At 52.9% G+C, this 21,563-nt stretch carries 18 protein-coding genes; 9 read left to right on the forward strand and 9 right to left on the reverse strand.

Translation table 11 applies throughout. From position 1 onward, the window contains the following. Both ACFQRK_RS23050 and ACFQRK_RS23055 read left to right on the forward strand, forming a co-directional pair. Window positions 1-575 (forward strand): OmpA family protein (locus tag ACFQRK_RS23050; protein WP_379010699.1); only part of this gene is annotated, 575 nt, incomplete at its 5' end. A 41-nt stretch (window positions 576-616) separates the two neighbouring features. Then, on the forward strand, window positions 617-1,306 hold the full coding sequence (locus tag ACFQRK_RS23055) for a hypothetical protein (RefSeq protein ID WP_379010700.1): 690 nt from the start codon (window positions 617-619) through the stop codon (window positions 1,304-1,306). 48 nt (window positions 1,307-1,354) lie between these two features. Here ACFQRK_RS23055 and ACFQRK_RS23060 read toward each other — a convergent pair whose 3' ends face one another. Continuing rightward, window positions 1,355-2,500, reverse strand: a complete 1,146-nt coding sequence (locus ACFQRK_RS23060) for a metallophosphoesterase family protein (RefSeq protein ID WP_379010701.1) — start codon at window positions 2,498-2,500, stop codon at window positions 1,355-1,357. 260 nt (window positions 2,501-2,760) lie between these two features. On the opposite strand from ACFQRK_RS23060, the gene ACFQRK_RS23065 reads away from it, so the two are divergent. From ACFQRK_RS23065 to ACFQRK_RS23085, 5 genes are all read left to right on the forward strand, one after another. Further along, the gene (locus ACFQRK_RS23065) at window positions 2,761-5,229 is read left to right on the forward strand and encodes a hypothetical protein (protein WP_379010702.1); all 2,469 of its coding nucleotides are present in this window, start codon (window positions 2,761-2,763) and stop codon (window positions 5,227-5,229) included. A 163-nt stretch (window positions 5,230-5,392) separates the two neighbouring features. Next, window positions 5,393-8,503: a SusC/RagA family TonB-linked outer membrane protein gene (locus tag ACFQRK_RS23070; protein WP_379010703.1), complete on the forward strand. Its 3,111-nt coding sequence runs from the start codon at window positions 5,393-5,395 to the stop codon at window positions 8,501-8,503. Between the two features lie 29 nt (window positions 8,504-8,532). After that, window positions 8,533-10,146: a SusD/RagB family nutrient-binding outer membrane lipoprotein gene (locus ACFQRK_RS23075; protein ID WP_379010705.1), complete on the forward strand. Its 1,614-nt coding sequence runs from the start codon at window positions 8,533-8,535 to the stop codon at window positions 10,144-10,146. Between the two features lie 11 nt (window positions 10,147-10,157). Beyond that, window positions 10,158-11,165, forward strand: a complete 1,008-nt coding sequence (locus tag ACFQRK_RS23080) for a glycoside hydrolase family 99-like domain-containing protein (protein ID WP_379010707.1) — start codon at window positions 10,158-10,160, stop codon at window positions 11,163-11,165. 11 nt (window positions 11,166-11,176) lie between these two features. Beyond that, the gene (locus ACFQRK_RS23085; RefSeq protein ID WP_379010709.1) at window positions 11,177-12,307 is read left to right on the forward strand and encodes a metallophosphoesterase family protein; all 1,131 of its coding nucleotides are present in this window, start codon (window positions 11,177-11,179) and stop codon (window positions 12,305-12,307) included. Between the two features lie 84 nt (window positions 12,308-12,391). Here ACFQRK_RS23085 and ACFQRK_RS23090 read toward each other — a convergent pair whose 3' ends face one another. The 6 genes from ACFQRK_RS23090 to ACFQRK_RS23115 form a co-directional block, all read right to left on the reverse strand. After that, window positions 12,392-13,246 (reverse strand): helix-turn-helix domain-containing protein, encoded by an 855-nt coding sequence (locus tag ACFQRK_RS23090; RefSeq protein ID WP_379010710.1) that lies wholly within the window; start codon window positions 13,244-13,246, stop codon window positions 12,392-12,394. 68 nt (window positions 13,247-13,314) lie between these two features. Then, window positions 13,315-13,953: a peroxiredoxin family protein gene (locus tag ACFQRK_RS23095; protein ID WP_379010712.1), complete on the reverse strand. Its 639-nt coding sequence runs from the start codon at window positions 13,951-13,953 to the stop codon at window positions 13,315-13,317. A 1-nt stretch (window position 13,954) separates the two neighbouring features. Further along, complete coding sequence (locus ACFQRK_RS23100; RefSeq protein WP_379010714.1) at window positions 13,955-15,253, reverse strand: spondin domain-containing protein; 1,299 nt, start codon at window positions 15,251-15,253, stop codon at window positions 13,955-13,957. A 250-nt stretch (window positions 15,254-15,503) separates the two neighbouring features. Then, entirely contained in the window at window positions 15,504-16,178 is a 675-nt protein-coding gene (locus ACFQRK_RS23105) for a DUF6266 family protein (RefSeq protein WP_379010716.1), read from the reverse strand. A gap of 524 nt (window positions 16,179-16,702) precedes the next feature. Beyond that, the gene (locus ACFQRK_RS23110) at window positions 16,703-17,002 is read right to left on the reverse strand and encodes a helix-turn-helix domain-containing protein (RefSeq protein WP_379010717.1); all 300 of its coding nucleotides are present in this window, start codon (window positions 17,000-17,002) and stop codon (window positions 16,703-16,705) included. 192 nt (window positions 17,003-17,194) lie between these two features. Beyond that, window positions 17,195-17,503, reverse strand: coding sequence for a hypothetical protein (locus ACFQRK_RS23115; RefSeq protein ID WP_379010718.1), 309 nt, complete (start codon window positions 17,501-17,503; stop codon window positions 17,195-17,197). A gap of 8 nt (window positions 17,504-17,511) precedes the next feature. On the opposite strand from ACFQRK_RS23115, the gene ACFQRK_RS23120 reads away from it, so the two are divergent. Then, window positions 17,512-17,646 (forward strand): hypothetical protein, encoded by a 135-nt coding sequence (locus tag ACFQRK_RS23120; RefSeq protein ID WP_379010720.1) that lies wholly within the window; start codon window positions 17,512-17,514, stop codon window positions 17,644-17,646. Between the two features lie 2 nt (window positions 17,647-17,648). Here ACFQRK_RS23120 and ACFQRK_RS23125 read toward each other — a convergent pair whose 3' ends face one another. Together ACFQRK_RS23125 and ACFQRK_RS23130 are read right to left on the reverse strand one after the other, a co-directional pair. Next, complete coding sequence (locus ACFQRK_RS23125; protein WP_379010721.1) at window positions 17,649-17,966, reverse strand: helix-turn-helix domain-containing protein; 318 nt, start codon at window positions 17,964-17,966, stop codon at window positions 17,649-17,651. 212 nt (window positions 17,967-18,178) lie between these two features. Beyond that, window positions 18,179-18,931 (reverse strand): rhomboid family intramembrane serine protease, encoded by a 753-nt coding sequence (locus ACFQRK_RS23130; protein WP_379010723.1) that lies wholly within the window; start codon window positions 18,929-18,931, stop codon window positions 18,179-18,181. Window positions 18,932-19,044: 113 nt separating this feature from the next. Here ACFQRK_RS23130 and ACFQRK_RS23135 point away from each other — a divergent pair, with 113 nt between their 5' ends. After that, a complete protein-coding gene (locus ACFQRK_RS23135; protein ID WP_379010724.1) occupies window positions 19,045-21,234 on the forward strand; it encodes a peptidase domain-containing ABC transporter in 2,190 nt (729 codons plus the stop codon). Window positions 21,235-21,563 lie beyond the last annotated feature (329 nt).

The following is a 21,563-nucleotide window of genomic DNA, read 5'->3' on the forward strand; positions in this document are numbered from 1 at the left end:
CGCACGCCGGCAAACCCGTCCGTGTCAGCATCGCCGTCAACGGGCAGCGCATCCGCCTGTACATGGATCAGGCCAAGCTATTTGACCTGCCCCGCGCCTTCGAACCCGCTAACCTACGCAGCAATTTTCACCTCCGGGCCGCCGAGCTCCTGCCCGCACCCCAGGACGGTTTTTACATCGCCAACCTCCGCATTGCCGAAACCGGGCTTGACGCGCGCAGCCAACTGCTGAAAAATGGCAGGTTCAGCACCACGGGCATTTACTTCAACACCAATTCTGCTGAAATCAAGGCCGAATCGGCGGGCGTCTTGCAGGAAATCGCCGCCATTCTAAACGACAACCCCACACTGGGCATCACCATCATCGGACATACCGATAGCGATGGTGAAGACGCGCATAACCTGCAGTTATCCAAAGCGCGGGCAGCGCATGTCAAAACCGTTTTATGCGAGCACTACGGCGTAGCGCCCGACCGGCTGAAAACCGATGGCAAGGGTGAGCAGGCTCCCGTGGCAGACAACGGTACGCCTGCCGGCAAAGCGGAAAACCGGCGGGTCGAATTCATCAAACATTAAAAAACAAACCACTTACTAACCGATCATTAATTCACCATCAAATGAAATTGAAATCGATATGCGTATTGCTAGCCGGAGCGTTTGTTGTGCTGGCCGTTGGCATCAGTTCTTGCGAAAAGGGCGATACCGGGCCGGTCGGCCCGCAAGGCGAGCAAGGTATTCAGGGAGATAAAGGAGACCGCGGGGCTAAAGGAGACAAAGGGGATAAGGGCGATACTGGGCCGCGGGGCGCTACCGGAGCCACTGGACCAAGGGGCGCTACCGGAGCTACCGGACCGCGTGGTGCAACGGGCAATGCCAATGTATTGTCTTCCACCTATCGATTCAACCGGACGGCGATTAGCCAATATGCCGGATCGGCCACCATGCAGATACCTGCGGCTTATGTATTGGAACCTGAGGGGTTTGACGGCGCATTTATGGCGTACCTTACCCCGATAAACGCGCCCATTTTTGGCGGCTTTAGCAGTGGCAACACTATGACCTTGCCGTTCTCTTGGTATAATAATCCAACAGCGAGCATGGTTACCGCTATGGTATACAAGACCTCTTTCAACACGTATTATTTTGGAATCGTCTATCAGGGTTCTACGTCGAGCTCATACCCATTCCTTAGTGCAGGCGAGTTTTCGTTGCGGTTGGTTTGGATACCGAAAGCGATGGTCGCACAGCACCCTACAGTTGATTTAAATAATTTAGCTGAAGTGACGAAGGCCTTCAACATCGACTAGGGGTGTGGTGACGGGGTTGGTGGTGTAAGTCAAGCTTGGCAGAGCGGTTTATTTGCTGTGATTTTGAAGTTCCGTCAGATTGACCACCTCGAAGGGCTCCAGACTCATCCCATTGAAGAACTTCCACGTCACCACCTCGTTGGCGATGTGAATGATTCCGTACCCAGGCAGATCGGCACGGTAAAAACTGTTGATTTGTTTTTGCTCCTCGCCCAGTAACAACCGCCGGTGGCCGGCGGTACGCGGCTCCCAATGCGGATTTTCGTCTACCCAACCAGCACCTTTGTATTCACTTGTCGCGTTTTGCGGTTGCGGAGGCGCCATATCACGATTCACACTGTTGATCATCACCTGAACGATATTCCCATAATCGGTACGTCGCGATACAATGGCATATTCATGAAGATGAGCCGTCAAAACAATCACGTTGTGCTTCGCTAACAAATCTAAGAAGCGTTGCCGCACATGCGGACCCGTTACCGGCCTTCGCGCGCCGCTAAACAGGTGCCAGCACCTTACCGTAACCGGGATAACGGGCTGGTGTGTCAGCAAAAACTTGAATTTCGCCTTCGAACGGCTCAGTTCGTGCTCCAGAAACGCTAGCAACGCTTCCTCCGGACGACCTTGATCCTTACTGAAAAATTGGTCTGCGACAAACAGTTCGGTATCTTCGGAAAGCGAGTACGAATACATGCCGTTGTCGACCGCCTTTTTCACCTGCCCTTCCATAAATGGCCGGATGACCTCAGACCATGCCTCCGGCTGCCCGGGAGAGTTGCTTACATCGTGGTTTCCCTTTACCAGTACCCAGGGAACGGCGAGGTGCAATCCATGCATCATGTCTACGGCATCCCGATTCATTTTCCTCGCCAATTCCGCATTTCCGGAAACACCCTGCACGAGGTCACCCAATTGGGCCACCGCTTTAACGCCGTGTGCTGGCTTTTCCGCCTGTTCCTTTATAACACGGAGGAAATGAGGCACAAAAAACGCGGTATACTGCGGGTATTCGTTCATGATCTGTTTATAGTCTTGCGGTCTCGTGCGGACGTAATCCAGATCATGGTGCTCAAATTTATCGAAATGCAGGTCGCCCATGACGATAAATGCATCTGCCTGGCCGTGCAAGAAACGCACGTCGAGCATCACGAACGCCGCCAGCGAGAGCAGTTGAAAAAGTATACACTTAGTCATGTTCATCACTAATGTTTTTTGAAGATGTGCTGCTATTCATTTTATGAGCGGACGTTTGATTTTTCCTGATCCGTATATTGAAAACTGCTGCGAAAGTAGCCTTGGGTGGATAATTTTGGATTAATTGCGGATTAATACGATTAATATTAAAGATATAATAATCTTATACTAACAATTTATTAACCTCATACGGGGCAAACCGCCGCATTTCAGCCATTATGTAGTCGTATATTTGCAGTTGTTTTGACAGAGGTATGTTGGTGAGGTTGTTACTTATTTTCTTCATTGCGATTATTCCGGCCCTGGTGCGTGGGCAGGAACATGGTTTGATTTTCAACGGCCAGGAGCACCCAATGGATAGCCGTACGGGCGTAAATTTTACCGTTGGTAAGCCACTGGCCGTTAACAGCATTTTGAACATTGGATTCGATTTCCGGTTGCTACCCGGGCAGCGGGATTACTATGGCTACATATTCAGGCTGCTGAATGAAAGCGGATTCAACATCGATCTGCTGTATGACCAGAAAAAAATCGGAAATAAGAATATCAAGCTCATTCTCGACCAAGAAATTTCCGACATCGGGTTGATGCTCGATACCGCTCAGTTATTCAATCAGTGGACTCACGTTTCCTTCAGCATGAACCTGCGACGCGGGCAAATCCGGGTAAAGATCGGCGACAGACACTTCATCGATACGCTTAAGAAAAAAATCGCGCTACGCTCTTTTTCGTTTGTTATGGGCGCAAACGATCTACCCAAATACCGATCGAACGATGTGCCTTCGATGATCGTGAAAGACGTGAAGCTGAATATCGACGATCGGACGGCCTACTTTTGGCCGTTGAATAATTCAGATGGAGCCGTCATTTACGATGAATTATCCCACAAGAAGGCCACCGTCCGGAACCCCGTTTGGATAACGCCGAGCCCACACCTGTGGCATGAAGAATTCCGGACGGCATCGGCCGGTGCGGCCGTTACCGCTTTTGATCCAGACGGTGGGGTCATCTACGTTCTGTCGGCCGATAGACTGCAAACCTATCATATCCTTACCAAAAGGGTCCGCACGGTAACCTACGCATCTCCGCATGTGATTAAAGACGGGGCTGGACTGCTATTCAACCCGATTGACAGAAAGCTGTACTATTATTTCTTGGACAACCAGTACATCACAGCGATAGATCCCATCAGCGGAGCATGGGAAAAGGGCGATTTGGATTATCCAAAATTGACCGTAAACTGGCAAACGGCAAATGCCTTTTCCAAGCAAGACAGCGCCGCCTATTTCTTTGGCGGCTACGGCCAGCTCTCCTATAAAAATGATTTGGTGCGCTATCACTTCCCCACCAAGCGCTGGACGGTGTACAAAAACAACGGGATAACACCCCGCTACCTTTCAGCGATGGCTATCGAAAAAGACTCCATTTTCGTCTATGGCGGGTATGGTAGTGAAACCGGCAGCCAGTTGATCAGTCCGGCTTATCATTTTGAATTGTACGGTGCGAAACTTGGCGAATTGGATTTCCAAAAAATCCAGACCGTAAAAAACAAGCGCATGGATTTTGTGCCTGCAAGTTCGATGGTCTATGTTCCGGAAAGCAACGATTTCTATGCATTAATTTTTTCCAACTACATACAGCACACCAACCTTAACCTGATTCGTTGGGATAGGCAAAAGGAAACCCCCGATGAGCTTGCTTCCGATATCCCATTTACGTTTATAGATATCAAATCGCACGCCGACCTGTTCTTGAATGGCGACAAAACCAAACTAGTAGCCCTGGCGCAGTATAAAAATAAAAACGATTCCACGCAGATAGCCGCTTATACGCTCGCCTTTCCGCCGGGCTTACCCACTCAATCGGGCAATCCACGGCTGATGCATTGGATCCTTCTCGGTTTATTGGGCCTAGGCGTGACTGGCTATGCAATGGCCAAAACCAAGCAATTGAATAAAGCCGACCAACTGCATACCGCAACAGATTCGAAAGTCCTTTATTCTACCCAGGTTTCCCTGTTCGGACCTTTTGAGCTACAGTCGGCCGGCGATAGCCTCACCCGGCAATTTACACCACTGCTCAAGGAACTATTTTTACTGATACTGATTTATACCATTAAGGAAAATGGCATTTCCTCCAAACAGATCGATGAAATTCTCTGGCATTCCAAAACGCAAAAAGACGCCAAGAATAACCGATCGGTTAATATCGCGAAACTTCGTAACTTGTTGGATAACGTCGGTTCGCTTTCCGTGGTGATGGATGGCGGTAATTGGCGTATGCTTATCGAGGACGATGTATACATCGACTTGAATGAATATACCGGGTTGATTGCCAACAGGAGCTTGCCAGCCAGCGAGGCGAAGCTTGCGCAATTTGTCGCGAAGGAAATTAAAGGCGGGTTATTGGAACATACCGATTTTGACTGGCTGGACCGGTTTAAATCGGAAATAAACAACCAGCTCGTCGATCTACTTTCGGAAATCCTTTCCGATCCGGCACAAGGGTTGGACATCAAAGAAAGCGCGATTGACCGGCTGTTTAGCCTGGATCCGTTGAATGAAACGGCGTTGTTTGCGAAATGCAAACTGTTGAAAGAACAGGGAAAACACTCGCTTGCACTCAAACGCTATGAACAATTCGCCATGGAATACCGGCTGATTTACAACATCGACTTTCACCTTACGTTCGACCAGCTCATCAAGTCTTCGTCCGTCCCAAACGCTTGAGGTAAGGGCGCAAAGCCCGCGCTTGCCAACAACGGAATGGGTTAAGCTATTGTTAACTGTTCGTTATCAAATACCTCTACCAACCAAATTAACCCGGAATTAATCCGAAATTATCCCCTTCACACGTTATTCGCGTCAAAATTCAAAATCAAAATTCAGAACGATGCGAAAACAACTACTGTTATTTTTGCTGCTTATTCCAGCATTTGCGTTTCCACAGCAGCGGATTACAGGCTATGTTTCCGGTTTGCCGGACAATGCGGCAATCGGAGGTGCTTCCGTAACCGGGATCACAGCCGGGGGTAAACAGGTTTCAACCGCTACCAACGACCAGGGGCATTACAGCCTAAGCGCGGATGAACCGATTGTCGAAATAACGGTATCCTTCTTAGGCAGGATACCGAAGACCGAAAAAGTACAAGGCCGATCGGTCATCAACATCGGCCTACAGCACAGCGAGATCGAGCTTGATGGGGTCGTCGTAACGGCCTTGGACATCAAAAGGGAGGCCCGCTCACTCAGCTATGCCACACAACGCGTCGATCCGGGCACATTGACCGAAAACAGAAGCCCTAACCTCATCAGTGCGCTGTCTGGCAAGGTGGCCGGTGTCCAGATCGTACCCCCGGGCATGAATACCGGATCAGCGAGGGTGGTCATCCGTGGCAACAGCTCGCTGACCAGCAACAATCAGCCACTCTTCGTGGTAGACGGGATGCCGCTGGATAATACGCCCGGCGACGGCGCGCTCGATTACGGCAATAATGCCGCGGACATCAATCCGAATGACATCGAAGATATCCAGGTGCTGAAGGGTCCGAACGCGGCAGCCTTGTATGGCTCCAGGGCAGCAAACGGCGTCATCTTGATTACCACCAAGAAATCAAGCGGAGATGGGAAAGTACGGTTTACCTTCAATGCCTCGGGGCAAATGCAAGTGTTGAACGAGTTTCCCGAATACCAAGACAGCTATGGCGTCGGCACCTCGTTTTACATCGACAACCGGAACCGGATTCCCCATGCTACCGTAAACTACCGAAGCTGGGGCTCGCCAATGATGGGCCAACCGTACATCGCTATAGACGGGCAACTCAAACCCTATCTGCCCCAGCCAGACAACGTAAGGGATTTTTATGACAATGCCTATCTTTTCACCAATGCCCTGGCCATGGAGGGCGGTAGCAGCCAAAGTACCGCCTACCGGATTTCCTTTACGGATACCCGGAATAATTCTGTGGTAAGGGGGTTTAATGAAGCCGCCAAAAGCAACATAGACCTTAAGATGAGTAATGTGGTGGGCAAGCATTTCAAACTGAATTCCAAGGTCACGTTCCTGAGGCAAAACGTGGACAACCGGCAATACGGCAACAATAACGGCCGGAACCCCACGAACCTTTACACGCATATGGCACGTTCCACATCACTGGATGAACTTGTACCCTATAAAGACCCCATAACGGGCCGTGAAATCGGGACCCACCGCAACTTTTCAAACCCCTATTGGGTGATCAACGAAAACCCGAATGAAGACACCAAAGACCGGCTGATCGCTTCCATCAATCCGGAAATCATCTTCAACGATGCGCTTAAGCTCGTCGGCAGAGCAAGTATCGATAGCTATTGGTGGAAGGGGTATGAGTTTAACAATATCGGATCGGCGATCGCCAGCAACCCGGATGGATTTCTACGGACGTTCAATACAGACCAGCAAAACTACAACCTGGAAGGGATCCTATCATATGACGAAACCTTCGGCGATCACATCTCCTTGCTGGCCAATGCGGGTGCAAGTACCTTTGGTTCGAACTATGAAAAAAGGGAATCCAGGATCAATTCGTTGCTTCAGCCTGGATTGATCAACCTTTCGAACGCCAAGGAATTCCCAACCACCTCACAACGCCAGTCGCGGAGCAGGGTGAACTCGTTGTTCGGGAGCGTATCACTGGGTTATAGAAATTACCTTTTCCTGGACATCACTGGCCGGAACGACTGGTCCTCTACGCTTCCCCAAGGAAACAATTCCTACTTCTACCCCTCAGTGGGTACCTCGGTGGTATTAAGCGACCTGTTTAACATCCAGGGCAATACCGTGAATTTCGCCAAAGTAAGGGCGTCGTATGCCATTGTTGGGAACGACACTAGCCCCTATAATCTAGGGCAAAGCTATTCGTTCAATGGGTTCTTCGACGGCGCGCCGGTGGGGCAGGTATCCACCACCATGAAAAATCCCAATCTCCGGCCGGAACGGACCGCATCGTTTGAAGTCGGTGCCGAATTGGCGCTTTTCTCCAACCGGCTAAGCCTGGACGTTTCCTATTACGACGCGTCCACGACAGACCAGATCGTTACTGCTCAATTGCCGTCATCCAGCGGCTATCAACGGCGCATTTACAATGCAGGGGAAATCCGCAACTGGGGGCTCGAAGCAACCGCTTCAACGAAAATCATCCGGAAACAAAACGTCGCCTGGGACCTGAACCTGAATTTTGCCAAGAACAACTCCGAGGTTGTTTCACTGATCGATGGCGTCGACCGGTTCCAACTGAATAACTATTCCAGCTACCTGTACGTCTTTGCCGAAGTGGGCAAACCGTATGCCTACCTCAGAGGACTTGGCGTAGCCCGTGATGCGCAAGGCCGGATGTTGATCGAAGATGGCGGGAGTTTGCTGGTTAAGGACAACGACATGGCGTTCGGAACGGCGTCACCGAATTGGCTGGGTTCCGTATCCAACACGGTTAGGTATAAGAACTTTACGCTGGGCGTCCTAGTCGACATCAAGGACGGCGGGATGCTGTACTCCAGAAGCATCTCGGCGATGTTGACGAACGGTGTGGCCAAAGCGACCTTATATGGCCGGGACGATTACTATAAGCATTCCGTTATTTTCGGCGAAAACGGGTCTGAACTTTCAGGCGGCGCCATATGGGATGCCTACAAGGCCGACGGCACCAAGAACACCCGGTATGTGAGCCCGCAAAACTACGAGTATGCCCGCCCGAATTATGCCGAGTTCGTGATGTACGATGCTTCCTACGTCAAACTCAGGGAGGTTTCGCTCGGGTTTAACCTGCCTGCGGTATGGATAAACAAACTCCCCATCCGAAGCGCCCGGTTTTCGCTTACCGGCAGGGACCTGTGGGTGCTCCATAAAAACACGCCCCGGGGCATCGATCCCGAAGCGACATCAACGTCTGGAAATGGCCAGGGGATCGAGAACGGTTCGCTGCCCCCCAATTCCATTTACGGCTTTAACCTGAATATTGGATTTTAAGCAAGGACAATCAAAAAACAGATCACGTAATGAGCAAATACATCCATATAAACGTCCTGATCGCCGTTATGGCCGTAGTCGGCCTCGCGGGGTGTACCAAGAATTTTGACGCAATAAATACCGACCCTAACGGGCCGGTAAAGATCGAGCCGGATTTCTTGTTTACAGGCTCGGTGTTTAACACCCTGAATATCTACGGTGGATCCATGAACCGGGTAGTCTTTTTCAATTACACCCAGCATTTCTCCGGATTCCAGGGAGAATTCCAGCGATTCAACTACAGCAATGCCGACAATAACCTGTATTGGCGGCAAACCTACGTCAATGCCCTGCAGCCGGTGCACCGGATTGTCGAAGAATACCAAGATGACCCTTCGTACCACAACCGGGTGGTCATCGCCAACATCTGGAAAGCTTACCTATTTTCGAATACCTTGTTGATTTGGGGAGGAATTCCGATGGAGGGCGCACTGTTGGGCGAACCGAATGTGCCGTTTACCGCCGAGCAGGAAGCCTATACCCTACTCTTGGCAGAGCTGAAAACGCTTGCCGAACAAATTGACCTGGATGGCGATAGTTTTGCACCCGGTGCCGATAAAATTTACGGTGGAGACCTGCTCAAATGGAAGAAGTTCGCCACGACACTCCGTCTCCGACTGGCCATGCGGATCAGTAATCCAGCGCCAAACGGCAATCCGGAACTGGCCGAACAGGTCGTCGCGGAGATTTACGATCAACGGCAGTACCTCATCGGATCGGAAGAAGAAACGGCCAAAGCCAAATGGGGCACCACCAGCGATGATTGGAACCCGCTGTACGACCGGATCGTGTATAATTACGAAGCCAACATTGCAACCATCCCCGTACTGGGCGAATCGTTGGTTTATCACACAGCACCTTATCACGATCCCCGGTTGAAAGTCTGGGCAAAGCCGGCAACCCAAGGGCCTTATACCGGTCAGTATGTAGGGCAAAACATCTCCTACGGAGGAGGAAATGAATTTGCCGCCAACCCGCAGGATAATCCACATACCGGTTTAAAACAGGTGGATTACTCGGCCATAGGCGACGTATTTTCCAAAGCCGATGCGTATTACACGTTCCTTTCGCATGCAGAAGCCGCCCTGCTGAAAGCAGAAGCCGCGCTCAACGGATGGTGGCCGGAGGCAGCTGACCAGCTTTACTATGAAGGCATCGATGCCTCCATGAAACAATTTGGTGTAAGCGCCGAGGAAGCCCAGCAGTACAAATCGGTGCCCGGCATCGCTTGGGGAACCGCTGCCGACACCGTGGGCAGGGAAAGCGAATTCAAAGATTGGTTGCAAATCTGTTCCAGCGCCATATCGGCAGGGGATTATAAGAAACAAATCATCATGCAGCATTGGCTGGCGCTCCCGATGCAGGGCGTTGACGCTTGGGCGTTGTTAAGAAGGACGCAATTGCTTGAATTCCAGCCCCAGTTTGCCACCTATGATGGAAATTACAAATACATGCCCCAGCGGCTGCCTTACCCCTCCGATGAATACAACACCAACGGCTCTGAAGTACAGAAAGCCGTAACGGCACTGGGTGGCGACGACGGACTGGAAACGAAGCTGTGGTTTGCCTTGCCTACCCGTAAAAACCCTTATTTACCTTATTAAGCGCTTAAAAAATGAATACACCAAACATAAAACAAGTAGTCGCATCACTGGCCGTTGGGCTGGCATTGGCGGCATGCCAAAAAAACGAACCGACGCCGATACCCGATTTCGACTACGACATCCCACCAACCGAACTCGGCGGCGATGTACACGTAGGAGCCTATTACACCGTATATGACAGCATCAGTGCAGCCGATGCCGAACGGAGTTTTAGTGATGCCGAAGCAGCGGGATTAGACTATTTCGTTTTACCTTATACCTCGGCCGCCAGTGCCGGAGCGATCGATCGTACACTGGAGGCTCGCAACGGTTCGCGCGTGAAGTGGGTTATCAACTACAGTTTAGGTTCGTTAAACGCGACCAACGGATCCCCGTTGGCCGGGGCCAAACTGGAGACCCTCAAAGCTGATTTTGCAGCATTTGCTGCCACGTATTTTGGCACAGACGCCTACTACAAGATTGACGGAAAACCCCTGATCATGATTAATGCATTGAATCTGTCGGCCAGCCAGTCACAAAGTATCGATTTCAACCTGGTGGCCCAGGAGCTGAAAGCCACCCTGCAGGAAGCCGGATTTGAAAGCTTCATCGTTGGCGAAATCACCACCGGATGGATCCCGCCCCAGCGCTATGCTGCCGCTGTCAAAGCCATGGATGCGGTTACGCTGAACAATTGGGCAACCAACAACTACGACCGATCGGAGTTTTTCCCTTCCTTCCTTGACATGAATTGGAAGAACTGGACGGATTCGCTCTCGGGCTGGGGTGTCGATTTCGTTCCGAATATCCTTCCGGGATACGATGACAAACATGTCAATGCAAACAGCAATATCTACGACTTGGAGCGTACACCCGAGTTTTACGCCGACTTATGCAACGTTGCCAAACGCAACCTGACAGCCACGCCGATCATCCTGATCAATTCGTGGAACAATCAAGCCAACCGTACAGGCATCGAACAAAAATCGCCTTATGGCGATGCGTACCTGCGCATCACGCGGGAGCAACTCTCACAATAAACAGATAGACGATGAAAAATAGCATTTCAAGACGGAAATTTATAGCGAGCAGCAGCTTATTGGCGGCATACGCATACACCCATAACGTTACGTTTGCACAACCGGTTAATCGGAAGGACTTCAGTTTTATGCTGCTGGGCGACCTCCACTTCGACAAGCTGAGCCATCACGATATGGAATATGTAAAGGCGCGGTACCCGAATGATATCCGCCAAATCCAAAATTACTCCATGGTTACCGAACGCTACCTGCCGTCGCTGTTGAAAAAAGTGAAGCGCGAAGGGAAAGCCAGCGGTGTGGATTTCTATATCCAACTGGGCGATTTCCTGGAAGGGTTGTGTGGCTCCAAGTCGTTAGCCCGGCTCCAAGCCACGGAGTTCATCGAACTGATCAACAAGCAGCGGCTCGGCCGCCCCTTCTATGTCATTAAAGGCAACCACGATATCACCGGAGCAGGTGCCGCCGAGGTATTTGATGAGACGGTGTTGCCCTGGCAATCCAGTCTGCACGGTAAAAAGCTCGATTCCGCGTGTACCAGTTTCGTACACCACGACACCCGGTTTGTCTTCTTCGATTGTTACCGGGCCAAAGTAAGCCTGGCTTGGCTCCGGGAAGACCTGAAGCAGCTGCGGGAAAAGAATCTGATCTTTCTGGTACATATGCCGGTTATCCCATTCAATGCCCGATCCACCTGGACGGTGTTTTCAAAGGAAAGTGAAGCATCGTACCGGAAGGAGCTGCTTGATTTGCTCGCTGCTCATCAAGCAATTGTTTTTTGTGCCCACCTGCACAAAACCTGCGTGCTGAAGCGCGATGGGAACCAAGGCAGCATTACGCAGGTCTGCCTGGGCAGTGTTATCGATCCTACGCAAACCACGGTAAAAGACCACCTTCAAGGCATCGACCGGTATGGCGAACACCTGGTTGACCTCGAACCTGATTTCCATCCGGAAAGCTTGGCGTTGCGAAAAGCCATTCTCAACAGGGAAAAGCCCTCCATCAGCTTTTTTGAATACGCCGATTTCTGCGGTTACGCCAAGGTTGCCATCAAAGGGGACGGAAGCATTCGATATTCGATGTATCAAAACGATGATAGGGAGGTTTGGAAGACTTTCGATCTGCGAAATTTGATCAGCACTTAGCCGCTACCACCTCCTGCTTGCGGTGGCAGCGTTACCGCAAAGCTCTCTGCGGCACCGATGGAATCCAACGCGGAGAGACACGTGTTAGCCATCAGGCGATCGTTTTTTGTTAAAATCCGAAATATTCTTTCCGGCATTGGATTTAAAAAACCTGCTGAAATGAGCCGGGTTTTCAAAACCCAGCTCATAGGCAATTTCCTTGGCAGACTTGTCGGTATAATACAGGTACCGCTTGGCTTCAAGCAGAATCCGATCGCGGATTACGGTGGAAGGCGCGGGTTGTTTCAACAACGCAAAGACGTTACTGAGCGTCTTGGGCGCCTTGTTCAATGCTTCCGCATAAAAACTAACCTCATGCTCCTGCCTGAAATGCGTTTCCACCAGCAGCGCGTACTTGCGGATCAGGTCCATTTTTTCATCCGGAAACTGCCGGTAGCTTTCGCATTGCTGTTTCGCTATCCGTGTCGTTTTGATAATCATCCTTTTCAACAATGTTCGGAGCATTTCGCCCTGAAAATTGTCCCGGAGCACCAGCTCACTTGAAAAAACACTTTCCAAGTAGGTCATATCACTTACGTCGTCCGCATTCAAGCGGATAAACATCGGATGGTGGATGCCGTAAAACAGAAAGCCAACACAGCCCACTTCGACGTCGTGGTTAACAATGCAGTAAAATTCGCGGTTAAACTGCCACGCAACCAGCGCTTCCGGACGCTCAAATACAAAATGCTGGTTGGATACCAGGGGCAGGAGACTCTGTGCGGGCATCGTATAGGGAATTTCATCGATGACCACTTGCTGTTCCTTACCTTTATTGAAAACAAAGGTATTAATGGGATACGGTGCAGGATTGCTTAGGCCCCGTCCCGAAAACGAGCTGTTGCCGCTGTGCATTACAAAGCGTCCGTCTGTCGTTTCTTCCAGGTATTCCTTTGTCATCCTTTAGCTAATACGGTAAGCGGAAACTCCGTCAACAGCCGTGCCGAAATTGGAACGGCCTTGCTACGTTAGCGTTCGTCCCTAACACTTTTGGCTGCTGCCAACAGCAACGCTGCACTCAACCGTTGCTTGAAATCCGGATTGATGTATTCAAATTGGATGATGCCCGCTTGATCAACGATGAACACCGACGGCACCGGAAGCAATAATTCGGTATTCTTGCCGCCGGTGGTCTTCGGCAGCATGCCCCAATAAGCTTTCGGCGCTTTATAGGCAATGCCAAACCGCTTGGCCAGTTCCAGGTCTGCGTCAGACAGCAAGGTATACCTTAGTTTTTCTTTCGTGGCCGACTCCCGGAGTTTCTTCGGGCTATCGGTACTGATCGCCAGCAGCTGATAGCCCAGCTTTTCCAGTTCCGGCAGGGCCTCCTGCAACCCCGCCAATTGCAGCGAGCAATACGGGCACCAACCCCCGCGGTAGAAAACCAGCACGGTAGGATTGGCCGCCACGGCGCCGACCAGATCCACCTCCTTGCCCGAAGCATCCGGCAATGTCGCTTGGGGTATCTTTTCGCCGTACAGCAGCGGGCTGATATCTTCCGGTCGCTGCACCACCTGCTGCCCCACTTGCTGCGCATGCACACCGATCACGGCTAGCAAGGCTATCGCCAATACCGCTATTTTCTGTATACCAACTCGTCTGATCATCTTAATGCAGGGTTACATTCAACATATCACTGATTCCGGGCAGCGTGGTAAACGCATTCGGATTCGGCACCGGTTCAATGGCCTTGCTTTCCTCCAATGGCGTACCCGCCAAATTAACCTGGGTAATCCCTGCACCCGGAAACTGATTGGCCGCCGTTCCATTGTCAAACAGCCCGATGGATGCCGATACGTCACCTTTCTGCATCGCATCTACCCCATTATCCTTGGATGCGAAGAACCAGTCGTTCGAAAACCCGTACATGGTTGCGATGGCCAAGCGGTCGCCTTTGGCTACCTGCAGCTGTTGGGAAACGCGGCTTCCCGGCTGGTCGCCGATTTTGGGGAGCAGTACCGTCGTATTTTCCGCAGGCAATACGTACACCTCGCGCACGCCATCCACCGTTTTCAGGTAAGCTGCCAGCATCGATGCATCGCCCGTTTGCGCCAGTGCCTTCAATCCCTTGCCACGATCTTTCTCACCGGTTTTGTACAGCGGATTCTCCGAACCACGATAAACCACCACCAAAATCGGCGAAAGCGGTGTGAAGATCCCGGTCTGCTCGGCCAGGTGGCTTCCCAGCACGCTGTTGTCGCCCATTTCGGCAAGCTCGGTCAGGCCGTTTGCAGTGGGCTTATCCGTTTCATACAGCGGGTTTGGGCTCAGCAGGTCGCCCCCGGCAATGTACGAGATTGCCCATACACCAGGGCTGAAGGGGGTTGCATTCGCCGTATTACCAGATATGTTGGTGATGGTCAGCGTAAACATCGAATTGCCGTCATACTTCAGCGTGGCTTTCAGCATTGTCGACGCCTGCGCGTAGCTATTTCCCTGCTCGTCTGTTCCGCTCACCTCCATTACGGGCTTTGGCGCACTTTCGGCCATGCCCGGGTGGGTTACCGACTCGCCGGGTGCCTGGTTGATGCGTGTGCCATTGTCCCACAGCTTAATCGCTGATGAAACATCCCCCTCCATCGGCATCCCGTCTTCGCTGTACAAGGCAATGCCCGGGTTTGCAGGTGCAAAGAACAGGTCGTTTGACCATCCGTACATCGCGGCAAAGCTTACCGCTTGGCCTTTCGCTGCTGAAAACGCTAAAGAAACCGCTTCACCCGGCAAAATAACGGGCACTTCCCCACTGTTTTGGAACGTGCCGGATTGCACCAGCGGCCGCGAATCCAATACGTTTTCCACCGTAATCGTTGTCTTAGTTCCGGTCATGTCCTCGCCACCTTTCCTGCACGATGTGAGCAGTGCTAGTAATGCAATCATCGACACTCCGACTAGTTGTTTGTTACGCATAATAATCTCCTTTATCTTATGTAGCAAATGTAGCCGGGTATGGCCACATACCTGTTACCCTTAATTCCCGATGACTTACCGATCTTTCCCGAATCCATCTATGCACATGGCTTTCCGCGCATTGCTGGTCGGGTTGAGACAGATCAAGGTGTCCTTCGTATTTTTTTGGTTTTGCATTTTTCAACAGTTATGGATTGAAGAAAAAGCCGCGGGGCTTTCCCCGCCCCGCGGCATTGAACCCAACGTCCGGTTATGGCTCCGGTTCGGGTTCCCCTGCAGCCACCGTTACCGTGCCTAGGTAGAGGCTGTTGCACGCGATGCCGCCCGTCTTGCTCACCATGCCCAGATACACGTGCACCTCATCGCCCGCGAAATAATCCGGCAGCTCCAGCAACAGCTCTCCATCGAGGCGCTTGGCGCTACCGATGTCGTACTGGTATTCCGCCTTGGTGGCGTTGTACGCTACCACGATGGCCTGGTCGCTGTGATCCGATTTGGTGCGTGGTTTCGTGTTGTCAATCCACGACACACGCAGCACCTGCCCCGACAATGCCTCCGCTGCCGGGTTGTGCGGCCGCACCAGGTCGCCCGCGCTGATGCGCACCAGCGCCGGGTCTATCGACACGTCGGGGTGCTCGCCAACGATGGCCTCCTTGTAAATCTGCCGCACAGCCAGGTTGTAGCCCGTGAGCTTCTGCTTGGCCAGCTTGCCGTAGCCCACGTTAAATACGTAGCTAATCGGCTTGGCAAACACCACCGCTGCAGCAAACCGCACGCGGTGCATCAGCTGCTCTTCGGTGACCGGCCTGCCCTTGTTTACCCGTGGCAGGCTGCGCATGTAATCGATGCCGCGCCAGTGGGCGCCCACCACGTTTCCTACTTTTCCCGAGAATCCGCCGTGGATTCCCCTGTTAAAACTTCCCATAATACTTCTTAATTAAAAATTTCTATCCTGTGCCTGCTGCCGGAATCGGCGGGGCAGCTGGCGTTCGTTACTCCGTTTTCGTACCGGTACAATGCCGTTTCCGGAAGCAAACATCGGATGCGAAAAGGGTGGGAAAAACCTGGTGACCGGCATTGGCCGCGGCTGGCCGGAAATGACCGGAAATGACCGGAAATGACCAAAAGTAGTTGCGTGCCCAACAAATTCGTATCATCGAATAAGCACCCTGCTATACCTTCCCTACCCTTCGTTTACCCATTCGCTACCTTTCCCCTACCCCTTTGGTAAAGATTTGGTAAGGAAATGGTAAGGGAATGGTAAAGGAATGGTAAGCCGGAGGTAAGGAAATGGTAAGGAAATGGTAAGGAAGTGGTAGCCCAGCGGTAAGCGAAGGGTAAGTCAGTAGTAAGCGAAGACTAAGCCTATGGTAGGAAACCGGTAGGCCTGAGGTAAAAAAAAGCCTGCCACCCCTACGGTGCGGCAGGCTTCTATCATCCGGGCGTCGATCAGCTGATGCCGCTAGCCCTGCCCGACTCGATGATGTCACTCATCAGGTAGTAGCGCATGCCGCCGATCTTGAGCGGCCGCAGGATACCCTGCTCGTTGTAGCGCCGCAGCGTGCGGATGCTGATGCGCAGCATCATGGTTACTTCCTCGGGTAGCAATAGCCCATGCCGATGGGCCGGATTGCCCAAGCCCGCCAGCAGCCGTTTGAGCAGCTCGGCAAGCAGGTTGAGCAACGGAAGCACGGCTTCCGTCACGGTGCTTTCCTTTTTCGGGTACGAGAGATAAGGGTTTGATTGCATAAAGACCTCCATTTTTGAATTTAAAAAAAAACCTATTTAACATCAATAGATCGTTCGCGCTACCTGTACGCGATGATCATGAGGCAAACGTAACACGCCCAAAACCAAAAAACCAGTCCCCCGGAACGATTGACGGAGTTCTGACGGGGTTCCATCGGGAAAGTGACGGGATTGTGAAGGGAATAACCGAAATCATTCATCTATTCCCCAATACTCTTTGCGCAGCCGTTCCACATCGCTATCCAAGAAATATTTTTTGCGCTTGGCCCGTGTAGCCACGGTGATTTCACCGCGCCGCTGGCAGCGAAGCAGTGTGCTTTCGCTGATACACACGCGGTCGCACGTATATTCCGTATCGCGGTAAACCGGACCAGGGCTGGGGGCAGCAGGTGTTTCAATGACGGCGCCCTGCGTCATTTTCAGGTAATACTCGGCAATAACGCTCAGCTTTCCGTCGATGGAAGCCAGGTGTGCTTCGCAGCGCTCAAGTTGCTTTAACATTAGGAGATGTGTTAAAGCCACCACCAGCCGACCGGACCATGGAAACGGATTTGGGGCCATGGACCGCTCCGGCCCCCAAGACACCCGTTACCCCGGAATGGGATGGCATGGTTAATGAATCAGTTAGTAAATACGAAGATTAAGACTAGCCACTGGCGGGAATGTTACGCTTGCGCCGATACCACCAGTAATGGATGCGGATCCACAATACCCCCAACATGGACTGGCCCAGGATGCGGTTGGGAACCGTATCCGAATAAAGCCTGCCGACCGGCACATCCAATGCTTTGCCGAGTTTAAATAGGGTTTCCTGTTTGGGCAACACTTTACCGCTTTCGATTTGGTGTATGGCAGATTGCGTACAGCGGATTTTTTCCGCTAGTTGCGCTTGCGTCAATCCCTTCGCTAAACGTGCTTTGAGAACCCGGGTCGCCAGTTCTAATTTGTCTGCCTTAAAATTCATGCCAATTAACTAAAAAATAAAGCAACACACTAAAAATATAAGTGCCACTTATACAATATGCTGTTTATTAGGTATTTACAATCATAAAACAGAGTTTAGGCCCGTCTTCCAATGCAGGAAGTACGCTAAACAAACACGTTATGCTTATCTACACCATTCATCAAACACCATTAGCGATCCCCCAGGGGATGAACCGCTTGCACACCGATCAGTCAGACGCCATCCAAGGCGGCAAAAGGCGCGAAGGGGCATTCCTCAACCGGGCCGTCTACGGGATGCTCGCTGGCATGCTTGTACCAGGGGGTTTCATCATTGCCTTTTTCTAGTTTCCACTGCGGGCAAATGATTTCAGCAATCTCAATTGCCGCCTGCGGCCTCACGGCAAAGGCAAACAGGATCCCCGCGAGCGCGCCATATAAGTGTATGGCGCCCGCTGGGATTTTAAGTAGCGCAAACAACAACATAAATACAATCATGCCCAATGCCAACCACATCGGCAGCCAAAGCGGAAGAATGGATGGGCCTACGTTAAGCGGCTCCACCGGAAAATACATGAGAAAAAACAACACCAAGGCCATGATCAAAGCAGAAGCCCCAGCCGACCGATGCCGTGCGTTGCTGCGGTGCTGGATTGCCGTAAACAGCCCCGCAAACGCTGCTGAAAACAGGATGAACGCCAATACCAACAGCCGCCCCATTAAAGCGCCAAAGTCATCCACCAGCATATATTCAACCTCCGGCAACGCCAAAAAAAGCAAACCTGCATTAATCAGCAAATGCTTTTCATTGACATGCACAAACAACGAGGTAACTACGGTAGCCAACCGCTTACCACGGTATAGCGCGTATGGATGCATGCGACATGCTTCAAAGAATGACCGGTTTCGTAGCGCAAAAACGCTCACCATACAGACAGCAGTAATAATCAGATACGCTACCGGCGCCACATGTAAGGGAGCAATCATAGCTTGTCGATTAGGTCAGCCTAGGGACTGATTGGTTAATTAATCGTAACTAAAATCAACTCAAAAATAATCGATTCCGTCCAGGAATACCAAACACCAACTGTAACAAACACATGACAACTATTCGCCAGCACGATCGCAGCGACTGTGGCGCCGCTTGCCTGGCCGGCATCGCCACCCACTATGGCAAGCCCCTATCCGTGGCCCATGTGCGGGTGCTGGCCGGTACGGACGCGGGAGGCGTTACCCTCACAGACCTGCACCTTACCGCTGCCAAACTGGGCTTCCAGGCCGAGGCCGTGAGCGGTGATATCAACGGTTTATCGCAAGCCCCGCTGCCCGCCATCGTGCACCTCAACCATGCCGATACCGGCCACCATTTTGTAGTCGTTACCCGCGTAGGAAAGCGCACGGTGACCCTGCTCGATCCCGCCGACGGCCGCAGGCACCGCTGGCCGGTAGCACGGTTCAGCGCCTATTGGAGCGGTGCAGCATTGCTGCTCTTGCCCGGCCCGGCATTCTTCACCGACGCAGGCAGCCCCTCCCCCACTACGTGGCGGCGCATCGGGCAACTGCTCCTGCCCTATCGGCGCCAGCTGCTCCGCGGGCTTTTCTTAGCACTACTGGCCACGCTACTCGCCATGGCGGGCGCGCTGTTTGTGAAGGTGTTTACCGATCGCATCGCACCCGAGGGGCAACCGCACACCCTGCACCAACTGGGGCTGATCTTCGCGTTGGTGCTGTCGCTGCAAGTTGTCGCCAGCGCCCTGCGCAAAACCATCACGCTGCGCACTGCACGGGGTATTGATGGCCGCCTGATGCGTACCTACTGCAAGCACCTGCTGCAACTGCCCCAAACCGTATTCAACAGCATGCAACCGGGCGAGTTGCTCTCCCGGATGGGCGATATCTTGCTCATCCGCCACTTCGCCAACGACCTGCTCATCCAGTCGGGCGTACCCGCGCTCGCGCTGGTTGCCGTGCTGCTCATCGCATTAGCCAGCCATCCTGCTTTGGCGCTGTGGCTGCTGCTCAGCATCCTGGCCTATGCCGGGGTTTATGCACTCAGCAACGCCCTTCACCGCACCACCCAGCGCAAGCTATTGGTCAGCGATGCCGCGCTGGACGCGCAGTTTACCGAAAGCATCGGTGCCATCGCCACCATCAAGCAGCTGGGCGCCGAGCGCCTGCATGGCCGGCAGCTGGATGCCCGCATCCATGACTACCTCTCAGCCGCATACGCCTCACGGCGCGTGAGCATCTGGAGCGAGGAAGCAACCTCCCTGCTGGCCCAAGGCTTTTCATTGGCCCTGCTGTGGGGCGGCGGTGCGGTGGTGCTGGGTGGCGGGCTGTCGCTCGGCGAGCTGCTGGCCTTCTACACGCTCAGCGGATACTTCAGCGCGGCCGCCGCCCAGCTCATGCCGCTGGCCAGGCACGCCCAGGAAGCCCGCATTGCCGCGGAGCGGCTCTACGGTCTGTTGGACATCCCTGCGGCCGAACCACCAGGCGCCACCCGGTTTGAGCCCGATCGTATTTTCCCTATACAGTTCGGCGATGTCCGCTTTTCCTACAGCCATGGGAACGAAATCCTGTCCGGCGCATCATTAGCCCTTTCGCCCGGCACCCTTACCATCATACGCGGTGCCTCCGGCGCTGGGAAAAGCACCCTGTTCTCGCTGCTCCTGCGCCAATATACCGCCGATACCGGCCATATTCAACTGGGTATTCATCCACTGGAGCTGGTGAGCCGCGAAACACTGCACCGGCACATCGCTGTCGTACCCCAGCATATCCAGCTGTTTGACGATACGCTTGTGGCCAACATCTGCCTCGGCAAAACGCCAGACCTCGGGCGGCTCGAAACGCTGTGTAATGCGCTGGGCCTGATGCCCCTCATCCACGCGTTGCCGCAACAATTGGATACACCGCTGGGCCCGGGCGGGTGCCAACTCAGCGGCGGCCAGCGCCAGCTCGTGGCGTTGGCCCGTGCCCTGTACCGGCAGCCGCAGTTGCTCCTGCTGGATGAGGCCACCGCTGCGCTGGATACCGCGGCCGAAGCCCGTGTGCATCGCTTGCTCTTACGCCGCAAAACAGCGGGAATGAGCATCCTATGGATCAGCCACAGCCCAGGCTGCCTGCCGTTGGCAGACGAGGTGTATCTGCTGGAAGACGGCTTATTGACCCTGCAAACAGACCGCTCACCATACCCATCCGTATCCAATGGCCAAGCCGCCGCGCCCTTACCGGACCATCGGGCAACGGCCTGGCCAACGCACGCAAGCGAGGAGGCGCGAGATGCATGATTCCTATGCCCTCCGTATCCGGCTTGCCTACCCCGAGGCCACCCTAGTAGAGCGGCCGCCCTTCCGGCCTGCCTACCCGCTCGCTTATGGCGATCAAAAGCGGACGAAGAAGCACTATTGGCATCACGGCGCGTTTAACCTCATCCACGAGACACACGATGGCAAGCACACGTTTATCTCCGTGCTTGAAGCCTCGGTACTCGCCGATGAAGTCAGCTTCCCGGTAAAGAGCCTGCATGCTGACCTTCACCGTCTGTATGTACTCCACGGCAACGTGGCCTTCCGGCCATCGGGCGGGGCCAGCCCGCCGTTGGTGCTGCAAGCCGACC

This window comes from Parapedobacter sp. GCM10030251 (assembly GCF_042666505.1).
In the GTDB taxonomy this organism is placed as follows: domain Bacteria; phylum Bacteroidota; class Bacteroidia; order Sphingobacteriales; family Sphingobacteriaceae; genus Parapedobacter.